Origin of the sequence: Cupriavidus sp. L7L, assembly GCF_004353535.1 — a bacterium.
Classification (GTDB): domain Bacteria; phylum Pseudomonadota; class Gammaproteobacteria; order Burkholderiales; family Burkholderiaceae; genus Cupriavidus; species Cupriavidus oxalaticus_A.
On record NZ_SMNY01000104.1, the window covers coordinates 1 to 972 of the forward strand.

General features: G+C 65.7%; 2 protein-coding genes. Both read right to left on the reverse strand.

Features of this window, described 5'->3' with window-relative positions; genetic code table 11:
- Positions 1–508 (reverse strand): TolC family protein (locus tag E1J61_RS35950; RefSeq protein ID WP_165971618.1); only part of this gene is annotated, 508 nt, incomplete at its 3' end.
- The coding region (locus E1J61_RS35955; protein ID WP_133098534.1) for an HlyD family efflux transporter periplasmic adaptor subunit at positions 508–972 on the reverse strand (465 nt) is incomplete at its 5' end. The genes E1J61_RS35955 and E1J61_RS35950, both read right to left, overlap by 1 nt.

Below are 972 nucleotides of genomic sequence, written 5' to 3' on the forward strand. Positions count from 1 at the left end.
GCTTGGCCAGCACACGCTGCTGTTCCACCGCACGCAGCTGCGCCTTGGCGACCGTTACACTGTCGCGTGCCGTCAGCACGTCAAAGTACGCCTGTGCCGTGCGCAAGATCAGGTCGCTCTCGGCCTGCGCAAACTGCGCCTCGGCCTGCTCGACTTGCGCGCCAGCTTGCGCGATGCCAATCCAGTTGGCGACGCGCACGACCGGCTGCGACAGCTGCAGGTTCCACGCCCAGCTATTGACGTTACGGTCCTGATAGGGGCTGCCAGCGAAGCTCGCTTGCCCCTTCTGGCGGCCGCCGTTGCCGTTCAGGTTGACGGTCGGGAGTATCCCGGCCCGGGCCTGCGGTAGCTTTTCGCGGCCAGCCTCCAACGCATAGCGGGCCGCCTCGAAGGTTGGATCACCTCCCTGCGCAAGACGATATGCGCCCACCAGATCGATGGCGTGGGCATGCGATGTGGCCGCCACCGCGGCCACGGCGGCGCTGGCAAATAGGGATACTCGTGCCATCACCGCTCCCGCAGGGCCTCGTCCTTGTAGCGCAGCAGGGGCGACAGGAAATAGGAGATCATGCGGCGCTCGTCGACCCGGATATCCGCCGTCACGCTCATGCCGGGCGTGAGCGCGCCCTTGCGACCGTTGACCGAGTTCGGCGTGGCCTGCTCCGCGAGCCGGATGCGCACCGGGTAGATCGGACCGAGCTTCTGGTCGTTGACAGCATCGGTGCCGACCCACTGCACCTGGCCCTCGATGTAGCCGAAACGCGTGAAGTCGAACGTTTCGACCTTGGTGATGACGCGTTGGCCGGGCTTCACATAGCCGATGTCCTTGTTCTGGACTTGGGCGTCTACCTCCAGGGCAGTGTTTTCCGGCACAACGATCGCCACGGGCTGTGCCTGGGTGACCACGCCGCCAACGGTCGTGACCGCCAGTTGCTGCACGACGCCATCAATGGGCGCCCGCAGGATCTGCAG